The 15,534-nt window shown below is 47.8% G+C and carries 12 protein-coding genes; 11 read left to right on the forward strand and 1 reads right to left on the reverse strand.

The window, feature by feature from the left end; translation table 11 throughout:
• Positions 1–21: 21 nt before the first annotated feature.
• The 10 genes from mutS (at position 22) to LRL21_RS30965 (ending at position 13,402) form a co-directional block, all read left to right on the forward strand.
• A complete protein-coding gene (gene mutS / locus LRL21_RS30920; RefSeq protein ID WP_240419626.1) occupies positions 22–2,733 on the forward strand; it encodes a DNA mismatch repair protein MutS in 2,712 nt (903 codons plus the stop codon).
• Between the two features lie 72 nt (positions 2,734–2,805).
• Positions 2,806–4,257, forward strand: coding sequence for a S41 family peptidase (locus tag LRL21_RS30925; protein ID WP_240419627.1), 1,452 nt, complete (start codon positions 2,806–2,808; stop codon positions 4,255–4,257).
• Positions 4,258–4,275: 18 nt separating this feature from the next.
• Positions 4,276–6,213, forward strand: coding sequence for a DNA mismatch repair endonuclease MutL (mutL, locus tag LRL21_RS30930; protein ID WP_240419628.1), 1,938 nt, complete (start codon positions 4,276–4,278; stop codon positions 6,211–6,213).
• Positions 6,214–7,011, forward strand: a complete 798-nt coding sequence (locus tag LRL21_RS30935) for a class I SAM-dependent methyltransferase (RefSeq protein ID WP_240419629.1) — start codon at positions 6,214–6,216, stop codon at positions 7,009–7,011.
• The gene (gene miaA, locus LRL21_RS30940) at positions 7,005–7,967 is read left to right on the forward strand and encodes a tRNA (adenosine(37)-N6)-dimethylallyltransferase MiaA (protein ID WP_240419730.1); all 963 of its coding nucleotides are present in this window, start codon (positions 7,005–7,007) and stop codon (positions 7,965–7,967) included. Before LRL21_RS30935 ends, miaA begins: the two co-directional genes overlap by 7 nt.
• A gap of 19 nt (positions 7,968–7,986) precedes the next feature.
• Entirely contained in the window at positions 7,987–8,232 is a 246-nt protein-coding gene (gene hfq / locus LRL21_RS30945) for an RNA chaperone Hfq (RefSeq protein WP_076228519.1), read from the forward strand.
• Between the two features lie 129 nt (positions 8,233–8,361).
• Positions 8,362–11,241, forward strand: a complete 2,880-nt coding sequence (locus tag LRL21_RS30950; protein ID WP_240419630.1) for a transglycosylase domain-containing protein — start codon at positions 8,362–8,364, stop codon at positions 11,239–11,241.
• Positions 11,242–11,384: 143 nt separating this feature from the next.
• Positions 11,385–12,095, forward strand: a complete 711-nt coding sequence (locus tag LRL21_RS30955; RefSeq protein ID WP_240419631.1) for a peptidylprolyl isomerase — start codon at positions 11,385–11,387, stop codon at positions 12,093–12,095.
• A 36-nt stretch (positions 12,096–12,131) separates the two neighbouring features.
• A complete protein-coding gene (locus LRL21_RS30960) occupies positions 12,132–12,791 on the forward strand; it encodes an alpha/beta hydrolase (RefSeq protein WP_240419632.1) in 660 nt (219 codons plus the stop codon).
• Positions 12,788–13,402: a YdcF family protein gene (locus tag LRL21_RS30965; RefSeq protein WP_240419633.1), complete on the forward strand. Its 615-nt coding sequence runs from the start codon at positions 12,788–12,790 to the stop codon at positions 13,400–13,402. Before LRL21_RS30960 ends, LRL21_RS30965 begins: the two co-directional genes overlap by 4 nt.
• A gap of 112 nt (positions 13,403–13,514) precedes the next feature.
• Here the strand turns inward: LRL21_RS30965 and LRL21_RS30970 are convergent, their stop codons facing one another.
• Complete coding sequence (locus LRL21_RS30970; protein WP_240419634.1) at positions 13,515–14,297, reverse strand: GNAT family N-acetyltransferase; 783 nt, start codon at positions 14,295–14,297, stop codon at positions 13,515–13,517.
• A 226-nt stretch (positions 14,298–14,523) separates the two neighbouring features.
• On the opposite strand from LRL21_RS30970, the gene LRL21_RS30975 reads away from it, so the two are divergent.
• Positions 14,524–15,450, forward strand: a complete 927-nt coding sequence (locus LRL21_RS30975; RefSeq protein WP_240419635.1) for a histidine phosphatase family protein — start codon at positions 14,524–14,526, stop codon at positions 15,448–15,450.
• Positions 15,451–15,534: the final 84 nt, after the last annotated feature.

Below are 15,534 nucleotides of genomic sequence, written 5' to 3' on the forward strand. Positions count from 1 at the left end.
CACATGCATGGAGGTTGCAGCATGGCGACATACACGCCGATGATCGAGCAATATCTGGCCATCAAGGCGGAGGTATTGGATGCTTTTTTGTTTTTTCGTTTAGGTGATTTTTATGAAATGTTTTTTGAGGATGCGATTCTGGCTTCCAGGGAGTTGGAAATAACGCTGACCGGTAGGGAAGGGGGAGCCGAGGAACGCATTCCGATGTGCGGAATCCCCCATCATGCGGCAGATAATTATATCGCCCGATTAATCGAAAAGGGCTACAAGGTTGCGATCTGTGAGCAGGTCGAGGATCCGTCACAAGCCAAAGGAGTAGTTCGCCGCGAGGTCGTCCGCATTGTAACACCGGGTACGGTGATGGATGCAAGGTCTCTGAGCGAAACCAATAATTACATCGTGTCAGTCATGGAAACGGATGAGGGAAGCTTTGGTTTTGCGGCTTGCGATATATCCACGGGTGAGCTGTTCGTGACCCGGCTGGAGGGCACCAAGGCCCTGATTCTGGACGAAATGAATGTGTATCATCCCTCGGAGCTGCTGGCGACTCCTGGCCTGCTGGAGCAATTGGGAGAGCAAGGCAATGCTTGGGCGGGTTCGACGGTATTAACGCCGCGCGAGCCTCTGCAAGAGCAAGAAAATCTGGCGCTCAGCGCCTTTTTTGCCGAATCTGAGCTAGCATCCTTACCGAATGGCGGGGAAGCTGTTGTTAGACAGCTGATGGCGTATTTGATAGAAACCCAGAAGCGGTCGCTCGGACATATCAAGCACATTCGTGTCTATGAACAGAATCAATATATGATCATGGACCCTTTTACCCGACGCAATCTGGAATTGGTCGAGACGGTACGTGATCGGGCGAAGAAGGGTACGCTGCTGTGGCTTCTCGACAAGACGGTTACGGCAATGGGCGGAAGATTGCTGCGTCGTTGGATAGAGAAGCCGCTGACAAGCGCCACGGCCATACAGGAGCGTCTGGAAGCTGTGGATCGATTGTATCATCAACTGATCGTTCGCGATGGACTTAAGCAATCGTTAAAGGAAGTGTATGATCTGGAGCGGCTCGTTGCCCGTATCGCTTACGGAAACGCCAATGCAAGAGATTTGTGCTCCTTAAAGGTGACTTTGCAGCAGATACCGCTCTTGAAGCAGGAGTGCGAATCGTCGGGCTCTACGACACTAGCTAAGCTGGCTGCACAAATGGATCCTTGCGCGGATGTGATGAACTGGATTGAAGAAGCGATTAGCGATGAACCTCCGATATCGATTCGTGATGGCGGTATGATTAAGCCGGGTTACCATGCTTACTTGGATCAGCTGCGTGAAGCCAGCACGAATGGCAAGCAGTGGATAGCGGCGCTGGAGAAGCAGGAACGCGAACGAACTGGCGTTAAATCCTTGAAAATTGGCTATAACAAAGTGTTTGGCTATTATATCGAGGTCAGTAAATCAAATCTGTCTACCCTGGAGGCAAGTCGTTATGAACGGAAACAGACGCTTGCCAATGCAGAACGATTCATTACACCGGAATTGAAGGAAAAGGAAGGCTTGATTCTCGAAGCGCAAGAGAAGATGGTTGATCTGGAATACGAGCTGTTCATGCAGCTGCGGGACAAGCTATCCGTACATATATCCAGATTACAGAAGCTTGCTGAGCAGATTGCGGCTGTTGATGTGTATCAATCAATGGCAGCAGTAAGTGCGGCTAATCGTTACTCCAGGCCGGAAATTGGCGAGTTCTACGAGCTGCATATCGAAGAAGGACGGCACCCCGTTGTGGAGGCTGTGATGCAGGATGGTTTTTTTGTCGCGAACGACACGGTGTTGAACTCGAATGATGGCAGCATGCTGTTGATCACCGGACCGAATATGGCGGGGAAAAGCACTTATATGCGCCAAGTGGCCATTATTTGTCTGATGGCGCAGATTGGCTGCTTCGTGCCAGCGAAAGCCGCAACCGTGCCTATCATTGACCGGATATTCACGAGAATTGGCGCAGCCGATGATTTAATTGGCGGTCAGAGCACGTTTATGGTGGAGATGATGGACATTCAGGTGATGACCGATAAAGCGACGTCCAAAAGCCTCGTTATTATTGATGAGCTGGGGCGTGGAACCTCGACCGGTGAAGGGATGGCTATTGCTCAGGCGGTAATTGAGCACTTGCATGATCAAATCGGCTGCAAAACGCTCGTGTCCACCCATTTTCACGAATTGGCTCATCTGGAAGAATCGCTGCACTCGCTGCGCAATTACTGTATGGCTGTCAAGGAAAGTGGTCGGCAGGTGACCTTTCTGCGTAAGCTGGTTCCTGGCGCAGCAAGTACGAGCTATGGTATTTATTGTGCGCAAATTGCCGGTTTGCCGGGAGGCATCATTGACCGCTCTTACGAGCTGCTTCATGCCTTCGAACAGAGGGCGGAGCTTCTGGCGGATCAAACTGCTCCTGTTGTCGCTGCTTCTACAATTGTAGAGGTTGCGCCTTCTGTTAAGCAGACTTATTCAACCGCTGCAATCGTTGCTGCTCCAATATTGTCAGAACAAATTCATGAAACCGCTGCGGCCGTCCAGCTAAGCTTGTTCCAGGAAGATGCTTCAGCCTCCAATCGTTCGAAGAAAAAGGCGGATGCCCGAACTGAGCAGCTTATCGAGCAGTTGAAGACGGCTGATTTAATGAATATGACACCTATGATGGCGATGAACTTTTTATTTGATTTGAAAAAGCAATTATAGTATTTATTCGTTCGCTGGTTTGAAATTCATTGATTTATAACCTTTGTTTTGATGAGAGGATGGCCTTATTACATGAAAAATAACAGCAATCGCGCCTTTTGGCGGCACACGACTTCCATCGCAATCGCGCTATCCCTTCTTCTTCCTACAGCTTCAGCTGCGTGGGGGGCTGGACAAGCAGATGTGGAGGCTGCCCGTACTAAAGAAGTTATGGAGCTTTTGGAAAAATATCACGTTAGCGCTCCTATCAAAAAGAATCTAGCGGACAAGCCTATTAAAGAGATGATAAGCTCTCTTAATGATCCGTATACGGTTTATTTTTCACCTGAAGAATTAAAAAGCTTTGAGAATGCGGTGCAAAACAACTATGTGGGCATTGGTATCCGTGTTACTGAGCTTCCAGAAGGTGTGTTTGTTACGGAAGTATTTGAAGGGCCTGCTTCCAAAGCGGGGATGAAGTCGGGAGACCGTATTGCTGCGGTAAATGGTGAATCGGTAACAGGAATAAATGTTGATGATATTATTAAGAAAATTACAGGTCCCGAAAATTCCAAGGTATCCGTTACCGTTGAACGGGGCGAGCAAAGTCTACCGTTATCGATGACGCGTCAAACGATCCAGCTGCCATCTGTAACACACAAAAGATTTGATCCCGGCGTAGGCTACTTAAGTGTAACCGGATTTTCTGGCGATGCGGATGAAGAAATGACGGCACAGCTAGCCGAGTTAAAGGCACAGGGAATTAACAGCCTGATCCTTGACCTGCGCGACAATCCCGGCGGCTTGCTGGATACGGCGTTAAACATGGTCAAGCTGTTCGTCAAGGAAGGCATCATGATTCACACAAAGGATAAAAACAATGTGGATGAGCCTGTAAAATTCAGCAATGGAACCACACAACCTTTTCCACTGTATATTTTGGTCAATGAATACAGTGCAAGTGCCTCCGAGGTATTGACAGGAGCTCTTCAGGACTACAATGTGGCGACCAAGGTGATCGGTATGAAAACGTATGGCAAGGGCAGTGTGCAGACAATCTTTCCTATGGCGAGCGGCGGGGCCATGAAAATTACGATCGAGGAATATTTAACCCCCAAGCTGCGCAAGGTCAACAAGATTGGCATAAGCCCTGACATCGAGGTTGACGGTGAGGTTCCGCAGCTAATTACAGCACTTCATGAAGCCGGTATCTCCCAAATCAAAGTTGCTCTGAACAAAAAAGGGGTTACGGTGAACGATACATCGGTGATGGACAGCTTTAATGTCATTCGTGAGAATGGCAGCGTCTATGTGCCTTCCAGAGTGCTTGCTTCATTGCTTGGGGGAACCATTTCCTGGAATGATACGTTAAAATCTGTTGATGTATCGGCATTTGGGGTTACCAAGTCCTACCCTTCAACAACGGGTGAATTGTTACTCAAAAATGGCTTTGGATATGTAAGTGTCAATAAATTTGCAGAAAGCTTTCCGCAATTAAGCTGGTCGGATGATGGTGAGCTGCTCACCCTGACCGCAACGAAGTAAGAGTTAGGAGCATACGCTATGGGAATAATCAGGGTACTTGATGAACATATTGCCAATCAGATCGCCGCTGGCGAGGTTGTGGAGCGCCCTTCCTCAGTCGTCAAGGAGCTTGTAGAAAATGCAGTCGATGCTGGGAGCAGCCGGATCGATGTTACGATTGAGGAAGGCGGTCTTGCGCTGATTCGTGTAAGTGACAATGGCTCAGGAATGCAGTCCGACGATTGTGAAGCAGCCTTCTTTCGCCATGCAACGAGTAAAATTGTCAGCAGTCAGGACTTGTTTTCCATTCGGACACTTGGATTTCGAGGTGAAGCACTGCCGAGTATCGCAGCTGTTTCCAAGGTTACCTGCCTAACTTCAACGAATTCAAGCGGGTTGGGTCATCAGCTTGTTATTGAAGGCGGGACCGTCAAGGTTTCTGAGGAAACGGCAGCTCCGCGGGGTACGGATATTCAAGTGCGTGAGCTATTTTATAATACACCTGCGCGTTTGAAATATATGAAAACCGTACAAACCGAGCTGGGGCATGTATCCGATTTTATTTATCGTCTTGCATTAGCCCATCCCGAAATAGCTTTCACGTTGAAGCACAACGGCAGTGTGATGATCCAGACACTCGGCAATGAGGATATGCGCGGCGTTATCGCTGCGATTTATGGGACCACTGTGGCTAAAACCATGCTTCCGATCGAAGGCGAGCAGCTGGACTATTCGATTCGCGGATTTATCGGAAAGCCGGAGACAACACGGGCTAACCGTAATGGAATCTCTACTTTTATCAATGGACGCTACGTCCGTAATTTCACATTAATTCATGCGCTGATGCAGGGTTACCATACCTTTTTGCCGATTAACCGGTTTCCTGTTGCAGCGATTCATATTGAAATGGACCCGACACTGGTGGATGTCAATGTCCATCCGGCGAAGCTGGAGGTGCGATTCAGCAAGGAGCAGGAGCTTATTCAATTTGTTGAGGAGCAGGTGCGTCATGTGCTTAATCAACAGGTTCTAATTCCAACAGGGGCAGCTCCTTCCAAGTCCAAACCGATTAATCATATTCAGGAGCAACTGGAGCTGTACCGCTCTGCCCCGCCTGCATCGTCAGCAAACGGTAATATCGATAAGGCATATGATCGCAAGCAGGACGTTGAAGCCTTGAATCGCTGGTCGCAGGCAGATCTCCAATCTGAACGGGAATTGGATGTGAAACGTTCGGTCAATACGTTCAATTCTACTGGGCGTGACACCGAGCAGAGAGACAAGCAGCTGCGTAGTGAACCTGTTCAGTCTTTCAAGGAGCAGTCAGCAGCCAATGAGGCGCTGCTGCGTACCCTGGCTGCTGACGAGCAGACGGTTGCCCCTGTGCTGCCGTCGTTTCCAAAGCTATCTCCCATCGGGCAAATGCATGGGACTTATATCATTGCCCAGAATGAGGAAGGCTTGTTCCTGATCGACCAGCATGCTGCTCATGAGCGTATTAACTATGAGTATTATTTCGAAAAATTCGGCAATCCAGCGGAGGCCAGCCAGGAACTGCTCGTGCCCATCACCTTGGAATTCACCTCATCGGATGCTGTACGGATCCAAGATAAGCTGCCTTTGCTGGAACAGGCTGGCGTATATGTGGAGCCCTTTGGCGGCAACTCTTTTCTCGTAAGAGCCTATCCTCATTGGTTTCCGGATGGAGATGAGAAAGCATTGATCGATGAGATGACGGAATGGCTGTTGGCTGAGCGTAAAAGTGTAGATGTGAGTCGATTGCGGGAAAAAGCAGCGATTATGTGCTCCTGCAAGGCCTCCATCAAAGCGAATCAAAGCATGCGGGTGAACGAGATGGAAGCTCTATTGGATCGGTTGGCAGCATGCCGCAATCCTTATACATGTCCGCATGGTCGTCCCATTGTCATCAGCTTTTCTACCTATGAACTTGAAAAATTATTTAAAAGGGTGATGTAAGTGCTCATAACGACCTCTTACGACCCTCAAGCTGAACACCTGGAAGCTGCGGCCCAGCTTGCCAGGTCGATCAAGAAGCTCCAAGGGATAGTGAATCCGGTACGACTCGTCCCAAGAAAGCGGCATTCGTTGGCCCGACTGCGAACGTTGTACGACGATTCGGAAATCCTGCTTGTTTCAAAGGAGCGGATAGAGTATTATCATGAAGATCAGCCTGCTTTATTTTTCCATCCCAGCACGGCAGCGATTCGAGTTAAAAGGCTTGTGAATGGCGAGCATGATCCGCTTATGGAGCTTTCAGACATACAGTCCGGTGATCGTGTGTTGGACTGCACCGCAGGTCTTGGCTCTGATGCGCTTGTTTATTCTTATGCAGTGCAGGGTAATGGAGAAGTGGTAGCTCTGGAGAGCGAACCTATTCCTTATTTGATTCTTCAGCAAGGTCTGATGACTTATGATTCTGATATTCCTGGTATGAACGAGGCTATGCGCCGTATACAGGTTATCCAGATGGATCATAGTGAATATTTGCAGCGACAGCCTGATAATGCTTTTGACGTTGTTTATGTGGATCCGATGTTTCGACAACCGATCCAAGAGTCCAGCTCCATCAGTGCAATTCGTACATTGGCAAATTCGAGACCTGTAAGCGAACAGACCATTAAGGAAGCGCTGCGTGTAGCGAGCAGGGCCGTAATTATGAAAGAGCACAGGAGCAGTAATGAATTTGATCGCCTAGGCTTTGAGGAAGTAAGACGTTCCACCACGAAAATAGCTTACGGAGTGATACGATTGTGACACAGGCACCACCCAAACCCAAGCTGCTTGTTTTGGTAGGACCGACAGCAGTAGGGAAAACAGGATTAAGCCTTAAGTTGGCCGCAGAATTTGGTGCGGAAATTATTTCCGGGGATTCGATGCAGGTTTATCGGGGAATGGACATTGGCACAGCAAAGGCTACCGCCTGGGAGCGGCAGCAGGTTCCACACTATATGATTGACATCCATGAGCCGGACCACCCGTTTTCTGTAGCTGAATTTCAGGATACCGCACGTAAATTGATCCTTGACATTGCCGGTCGCGGCAAGCTACCGTTTATTGTAGGCGGAACCGGACTTTATGTGGAGTCGGTTTGCTATGATTTTCAGTTTAGTGAATCCGGTTCTGATGAAGCGTACCGTGAAGAGCAGCAGGCTTATGCGGACGCCTTCGGTCCTGAAGCGTTGTGGGAGAAGCTGCGGGAAATCGATCCTGCAAGCGCAGAACGGCTGCATCCCAATGACCAGCGACGTATTATTCGTGCAATGGAAATGTTCCATTTAACGGGTGAACGGTTGTCCGAGCGGTTGAAGGAACAGAAAAAACAGTCTCCATACGAACTATGTATCGTCGGGTTGACAATGGATAGAGCTTTGCTATATAAACGTATAGAAGAGCGAATTGATTTAATGCTGCAGGAAGGTCTTGTGGATGAGGTTAAGCATCTGATGGATCAAGGCTATGGCAAGCAGTACATATCGATGCAGGGTTTGGGCTACAAGGAAATCATCGATTTTTTGGAAGGCAGAAGCTCCTGGGAAGAGACTGTGTACCTGTTAAAGCGGGACACCCGCAGATTTGCCAAAAGACAGCTTTCCTGGTTTCGTCATATGAAGGACATAAATTGGGTGGATATGACTGAATTGACAAATTCTACTACGCAATTTAATGAAGTTCATGCTATAATAGCAGATAAGTTAAAATTCGAACGTTAAACTCACAAGGGGGCCCATGATGAATAAATCGATCAATATTCAGGATACATTTTTGAACCAGCTGCGCAAGGAAAATATTCCCGTTACGGTATACCTGACCAATGGGTTTCAGATCCGTGGGGTCATTCGGGCGTTCGATAATTTTACGATTATTATTGATAGTGAAGGCCGTCAGCAAATGGTTTACAAGCATGCTATTTCTACCTTCACACCACAGCGTTCGGTTTCGTTAATGCAGCAGCCGGACAGCAGCTCGGACAATTAATCAGCTTTGTTACAGCAACTTGGCAACTTTTTGAGTCCAGCATTCGTATAATGAATAGGAACCATGAGAGCAACCCGTTCCGCTAGGGTTGTTCTTTTATTGTAAAGAGAGAATCAGGGGAGGCAGAGGATGGCAACTGACAAAAAAACAACGACAGCAAAACCACCTGCGAAAAAAACACCAGCTAAAAAGAAAAAAAAGAAATTCAGCTTTGGTAAAGCTTTGATGTTTGCTTTTGTAACGGCTGTTCTTGGTATTATATGCGCCTTGGGCGTCTACATTTTTATCATAATCAACGGTAACAAGATATTGGATGCAAATATTGATAAGCTCGATATGGACGAAGCCTCGCATTTGTTTGATGTGAATGGAACCGAAGTAGCGGTACTCCATGGCGAGCATGACAATCGGGAAATTGTTAAGCCGGAAGAAATTCCTTTAAAGCTCCAGCAAGCTTTTATAGCAACAGAGGATCGCAGATTCGAGCAGCATACCGGTATAGACTTTCTGGGTATAGGACGAGCACTCGTTAAGGATGTCGTGGCTCGAAGTGCAGTTGAAGGCGGCAGTACCATCACGCAGCAGGTCGCCAAAAACATGTTTTTGAATAATAATAAAACCTTTTTCCGTAAAGCTACTGAAATGTCCATAGCAGTTGCTCTGGAGGACCGTAAAACGAAAGACGAAATTTTGGCCTTGTATGTAAACCGGATCTTTTTTGGAAACCGGGTGTTTGGAGTCAAGGCGGCAGCAAAGAAATATTTTAATGTCAGTGAATTGAAGGATTTGAAAATATGGCAAATGGCTACGCTAGCGGCCATTCCTAAGGCACCGAGCGTATACAATCCGATTGCCAATCCGGATAAATCGAAGGAGCGACGTGCTGTTGTCCTGAAGCTTATGCAGGATCAGGGGTATATTACAGAAGCTGAGCGTGCTGAAGCAGCTGCAGTCGATTATGTAGCCCCTCCGGCCACAGGAAACAAGGACTACCTGACCTTTATCGACTACGTGATTAATGAAGCTGAGAAAGTGTATGGCATCCCTGAGGCCGAATTGCTGAGCAATGGCTATAAAATCTATACGACGATGGATTCCAATGCACAGAAAATTATGGAGCAGACGTTTGCCAACGATAAATTTTTCCAAAAAAACGGTCCTGAGCAAAAGATGCAGGGAGCTATGGCTATCATCAATCACAAGGATGGCGGTTTAGTTGGTATTATTGGTGGACGGGATTATGTGCAAACCGGATTGGATCGTGCGGTAGTTCCACAGCAGCCGGGCTCCTCGATCAAGCCTTTATTGATCTATGCACCTGCATTAGAAAGCGGCAAGTACAATCCTTACAGCATGCTGGAGGACAAAGAAACCAACTACAATGGTTATTCGCCACGAAATTATGATGGTGTCTATAGAGGACAAGTCGATATGTTTGAAGCGGTCCGTAAATCGATTAATGCACCTGCTGTATGGTTGTTCAATGAGATTGGTGTGAAAACGGGGATGGATTTTGCCTCCAAGCTGGGAATTCCGTTTGAACCGCAAAAGGATCGAAATCTCGCAATTGCCCTTGGTGGTATGACCAAAGGAGCGTCACCATTACAAATGGCTGCAGCTTATGGCGCAATCGCGAATAATGGATATTTGAACACGACCCACTCTATTATTAAAATTGTTGATGATCAAGGCGCCTTGGTCAAAGAGTTCAAGCAGGAGCGCGTAACTCCGGCGATGAGCGCGAAAACAGCTTATTACATGACTTTGCTCATGCAAAGCGTTGTTGAGCCAGGAGGTACAGGAACAGCAGCCAAATTTGAGCGTCCGGTATCAGGTAAAACCGGCTCCACGCAAACGGTTATAAAAGGGCTGGAGAAATATAATCGCGATCTCTGGTTTACAGGATTTACACCGGAGTGGAGCGCAGCGGTATGGATCGGCTTTGACAAGTCCGATGCGAAGCATTACGTTACGATGAGCAGCGGCAGTGCAGCGGTGATATTCAAGGAAGTAATGCAGAAGGCGCTGGCTAATCGCCCGATGACGAAGTTCGTTAAACCGGACGGAGTTCCGGATTTGGTCAAGCCAGAGCTGCCTCCTCCAGTGAAGGATATGGGTGAACTCCAGGCGGAGTATGTCAAGAACAATGGGGGTCCATCTGTCGTACTAAAATGGTCATCGCTTGGTGATAACGTGACCTACCGTTTATTGCGTAAAACAGATAAGGATAAAGAATTTGCGTCTGAACCGATGCTGACAACAACTCAAACGGAAGTCAAGGACATTACAGTAAAATCGGGTGAAACCTATCAATACGCAGTTGTAGCGTATGATCCGAAAACAGAAAAGACAGGAACGCAATCACCATCCGTGACCGTGGTTATCCCTGCTGATGGTGCACTGCCACCAGGGCAAGTACCAGGTCAGGGAGCGGGAACAACGCCGGGTGCAGGAACAACACCAGGTGCCGGAGCGAAGCCGGGTACAGGTACGGGAACGACGCCAGGAGCCGGAACGGGAACGACACCAGGAGCGGGAACGGGAACAACGCCAGGAGCCGGAACGGGAACGACACCAGGAACCGGAACCGGAACGACGCCAGGAGCCGGAACGGGAACAACGCCAGGAGCCGGAACCGGAACAACACCAGGAGCCGGAACGGGAACGACACCAGGAGCCGGAACGGGAACGACGCCAGGAGCCGGAACGGGAACGACGCCAGGAGCCGGAACGGGAACGACGCCAGGAGCCGGAACGGGAACGACACCAGGTGGTGGAGCGGGAACGACACCAGGAGCCGGAACGGGAACAACGCCAGGGGCGGGAACCGGAACGACGCCAGGAGCGGGAACCGGAACAACGTCAGGAGCCGGAACGGGAACAACGCCAGGTGGTGGAGCGGGAACGACACCAGGAGCCGGAACGGGAACAACGCCAGGTGGTGGAGCGGGAACAACACCAGGAGCCGGAGCGGGAACAGCTCCTGGTGCTGGAACTGTTGTACGTTAATGAATGGAGAAGCAGCTTAACGCACAATGTAACAAAGTCTCCGATGGGTTCATCATCAGGAGACTTTGTTAATTTTTACCGTGTCGTAGTATAATACTTTAGGGGCTTACCCAATAAGAGATGATGATCTGGAGGAATTAGAGATGAAAGCAATATCTACAACCAAGATGACCAAATGGGCAGCTATCGCAGTGGTTTGCGCGCTTATGCTGTCGGCCTGCGGCACCAACCCTTCGGAAAATGCAGGAAAGACAACAACACAGGGCGGTCAGCCGGCAGCCAATACACAGCAGCCAGCCGATACTGCCAAGCCAGCGGCTAAGAAGAGCTGGACGGCTCCACCAGCCATGACGATTGATGTCAAGAAAACATACCAGGCAACGATTGCGACCTCCAAAGGCAGCTTCAAAATCGATCTATACGCCAAAGATGCACCGATTACGGTCAACAATTTTGTGTTTCTAGCCAAAGAAGGCTTTTATAATGATATTGTGTTCCATCGCATTATCGAATCGTTTATGATTCAAACTGGCGATCCGCTTGGAGTTGGCAGCGGTGGACCCGGATACAGCTTTCAGGACGAGCTAAAATCCCCATATAAATATGAGCCGGGAATAGTTGCTATGGCTAACGCTGGACCTAACACCAACGGCAGCCAGTTCTTTATATGCACAGGCGAAGACAGCAAGAACTTGAACAAATCACCGAACTATACGATTTTTGGTAAAGTGACTGAAGGCATGGATGTTGTCAAAAAAATCGCAGCAACTCCAGTTGCAAGTGGCGCTTCTGGTGAGAAAAGCTCCCCAACTGAAAAAGTTGTCATCCAATCCGTTGCCATTACTGAAAAGTAATAAAAGACCTATTTTGTAATTAAAAGAGGTGCAGCCTTGGAAAAAAGACACTGCCTTATGCTCCACGGCTTTACAGGTGGACCGTATGAACTGACTCCATTGGCAGCGTATTTAACCGAACAGGGTACCGTATGCCATGTGCCGACTTTACCAGGGCATGACCCCGAGCTGAGCACGTTGGGAGAAACAAACTGGCATGATTGGCTGGAGGCCGCCGCTATGGAGGCTTCCAGCCTAACTGCACAGTATGGCGAGATCGATCTGGTCGGTTTTTCGATGGGTGGACTGATCTCGGCGTACATTGCCAATCGTTATCCAATTCGCAGACTTGTTTTGTTAAATGCGGCTGTTTTTTATTTTAGTCCGTACCGATTTATGAGAGAGTTGGTACGTAGAATTCAAATGGACGACTGGTCGAATTGGGGGAAGGTAAGAAGGACTCCGTTGAAGGCTACGAGACAATTTATCATGCTGAATAAACAGATGCGTCCTGAACTGCCGATGATCAAGGTGCCGACACTTATCGCACAAGGTGAGCAGGATGGCATTATTCATCCGAAGAGTGCCCATTATTTATTCAATCAGCTTCAGGGGGAAAAAGAAATCGAGTTTTTTCCTGAAGCTCGTCATATGATTTGTCTGGAGCCTGGAGCGCAGGCAGTATTTCATTCTGTCGAACGCTTCCTGACTAAATGATGAGTCAGCGGCCATCGTGGAAACGTACACGAAGATTGTTGTGGTTGTGTGTTGTCGTAGGCTTGTTGTGGGTGTCTATACTGCAATACCGAATGGCGAATGTTCCAGACAATGCTTCAGCAGCTGGAGAAGTTGGCATTATATTAGGCTCTTCCTTGAAAGACAACGTGGCCACTCCTTCGCTTCAGGAACGTCTGGATGGAGGGATTAAGCTTTTTAAAGATGGGAAGATCAAACATATTATTGTATCTGGTGGATTGGATCGTACGGAGTTCCAGTTAACCGAAGCTGAGGGAATGAGAAATTATTTGCTGGAACACGGTATTGGGGACAACGTGATCATGATGGAACAGGAAGCAACCAGCACTTATGAAAATTTATTGTTCAGTCAGCGGTTCATGCTGCAGCAAAAATGGAACTCAGCGGTAATTATAACACACCGTTATCATATGCTCAGAGCAATGGAGATGGCAGAATTTTTAAATTACAGGCAGGTAGAGGCTTATCCGGTAGACTCCAAAGCAGTGAATAATAGCTGGAATCTGATTCGTGAAACGCTGGCCCATGTTAAATGGAAGCTGGATAAACTTCGTATGGCATTAGGTAGCTAACTTATGGATACATAGCTTATATAATCGGATTGACTTCAAACCATACAAGCCTTTTTTCCCTTGCTGTAATCCACGCGAGAGAAAGAAGGCTATTGCCATTCATTTGGTTTTCTCAGGGTTGTACACGATAATGGAACTGGAACAAGGAGGTAAATCCTGCTTTTTGATACAAACGGTGCGCCGCCACATTATCATTAACGACTTGCAGGTAAATTCGCTGAGCGCCACGGCTCATACTCCATGAAGCCAGTTCATTCAGCAAAAATTTTCCAATTCCTTGCCCTCTGAGCTCCGAGTTGACAACGATATTGGTAAGTCCGGCCCATTCCCCTTCGACAACAGCGGTGCCGACTGCTGCACTTCGGCCGTTCCATTGAAGAGAACAGAAGCATTTGGTTTGGGTGATGCGTGTAAACAAAGAATCATAAAAAGACAGCTTGCTCTTGTCAAAGCCTTCCATATCGATGAAATCTGTCAACCATTGTTCATTATGAACGGACAGTATTTCGACACTCGGCTTATTAGATTCGGAGGAAGTATGATGTATGACCTTCTCAGTATCTGCAATTAGCACGGAACAAGGGATTTCCTTGAGAAAGCCTGCCTGATCCAATAAGGTATCGAGCCCCTTTGGAGAAGCATCGCTGATATGATACCGTACTGGAAGCCCGTGTGTGTCGTAAAATTGCCGTGCTTCCTGCAGCCAATCTCCCTTGGGAAGGGAATCGCCAGCGCCTGTCCAGATGCTGTTGGCTCTCTTGGTAATGCCGTCTGTCGCACGCATAATCCAGTTCCCTTGTTTGGTATTCGTAGCAGCAGGCCAAGTGTTAAAAGCATATCGTTCAATTTGCTGGAGAAGCTGAGAATGATCAGTGGAGGAGCCTGTGGTGTTCATCGCGCACTATCCTTCCTATGTATGAAGTAATAATAATTGTATAAATATACTATTTAATGAATTAAAATTCAATATTAAATTATGAAAACTCCATAAACTTCAGTTTTATTCGAATTTTTGTACGAAATAATGGCTAATAAACAAAAAATCTCTACCATCTTCTGTCTGATCATTGTACGATACTGAGTACAGGTTTGACAGATTGATCCAAAAGGTGGAGTGCCCTATGCTTGCACAAGCTTTGCTTATAAAAGATGGGTCAGTGCTGATGCTTCATGAATATGTCCAGCGTGGTGATTTGGTATGGAACTTTCCTGGTGGCGGGATTGAGCCGGGAGAGTCGCCTGAGCAGGCATGCATTCGTGAAGTGAAGGAAGAGACCGGTTATGATGTGAAAATTACGCATCTATTGCATCGCACTGAATCTAAATATACGTATCTTGTGGATATTGTTGGTGGTCAGTTAGCTGTCGATATGCAGCATCCAGATAATCAAACGATTGTTTCTGTCGAATGGGTGTCGCTATCGGACGAGAACAGATGGGATCAGGTAACACGGCCGATCTGGGAGGCTTACAATAAGCTTGCAGATGCTTTAAAGTCCCTATACGTAATTCGGCATGCCCAGGCTGAAGGGCAAGCGGCAGAAGCCCTTCTGACGCCTCTGGGCATGAAGCAGTCGGAACTGCTGGACCGATTGTTATTGCATCTTCAAATTGATGAGTTCAGAGCAAGTCCTATGATGCGAGCACAGCAAACTCTGGAGCCCGCCGCCCTGCGGACAGGTCAAAGGATTCATGTGGATCATCGTTTGTCCGAACGTGTATTGAGCAGCGAATCGATGATGGATTGGCGTACCCAATTGGAGCGGACCTTCAATGATAAGTTTCTGTGCTTTCCAGGTGGCGAGTCCAGCTATTCCGCATCTCAGCGGATGGTAGCCGTTGTGAACGAACTGCTTGCGTCTGCTGCACATACATTTGCTATAGCTACTCATGGCAATGTGATGGCTCTGCTGTTGGGCCATTATGATGATCAGTTTGGTTTTGAAGCCTGGAGTCGGCTGACCAATCCGGATGTTTACCGTCTGACCTTCACTGGAAGCAGTCTACTCTCCATGGAACGAATTTGGGATGCTGACAAGCATTTTTAGCAGTTGTTGATGGGCTAGTTTTGAAATTTTGACGTTTCACTATACAATAGAGGAAGAAAATGAGCACATTCATCTGGGCTTCTG

Origin of the sequence: Paenibacillus periandrae (genome assembly GCF_022458865.1) — a bacterium.
GTDB classification, from domain to species: domain Bacteria; phylum Bacillota; class Bacilli; order Paenibacillales; family NBRC-103111; genus Paenibacillus_S; species Paenibacillus_S periandrae.